Source organism: Burkholderia sp. A9 (genome assembly GCF_000801975.1).
Window position 1 is genome coordinate 1 of the sequence record NZ_JSZN01000074.1, and the last position, 533, is coordinate 533.

The following is a 533-nucleotide window of genomic DNA, read 5'->3' on the forward strand; positions in this document are numbered from 1 at the left end:
GAGCAGGCCGGCCTGCTCGAACTGCGTCAGCACGCGGTAAACGGTGGCGAGCCCGATGTCCAGCTGCTCGTTGAGCAGGTTGCGGTAGACGTCTTCGGCCGTCAGGTGACGCACCGGGCTTTGCTGGAAGATCTCGAGAATCTTGAGGCGCGGTAGGGTGGCCTTTAGCCCGATATTCTTGAGATCCGTCGGATTGGTCATGGCTAGGCATCCCTAGAGTACAATGCAGGGCTTCAATGTTACCGGCTTTTCGCCGTTCCAGAAACACGCGCGGTCCGCGACGCGGGCCAGCACGGTGACGGAAATGATCCCAGAATCTCTTTCGCACTTTCAGAGGAGTCGCATGCGGAGTGCCATCATCGCTGCCGCCGCCGTTGCCGCGCTGGCTGGTTGTTCGTCGTACGACAGCGTGACGCAGCGTATCGCGCAGAGCATCACGCCCTATCGGATCACTGTCGTGCAGGGCAACTTCGTGTCGCAGGAGAAGGCCGCGCAGCTGCAGGCCGGGATGACGCGCGAGCAGGTCCGCGCGC

2 protein-coding genes are annotated in these 533 nt (G+C 62.3%); one reads left to right on the plus strand and one right to left on the minus strand.

Features of this window, described 5'->3' with window-relative positions:
* On the minus strand, window positions 1-201 hold a 201-nt coding region (locus tag PI86_RS15475), incomplete at its 3' end, for a transcriptional repressor (RefSeq protein ID WP_039324352.1).
* 142 nt (window positions 202-343) lie between these two features.
* On the opposite strand from PI86_RS15475, the gene bamE reads away from it, so the two are divergent.
* Window positions 344-533 (plus strand): outer membrane protein assembly factor BamE domain-containing protein (gene bamE, locus PI86_RS15480; protein ID WP_039324349.1); only part of this gene is annotated, 190 nt, incomplete at its 3' end.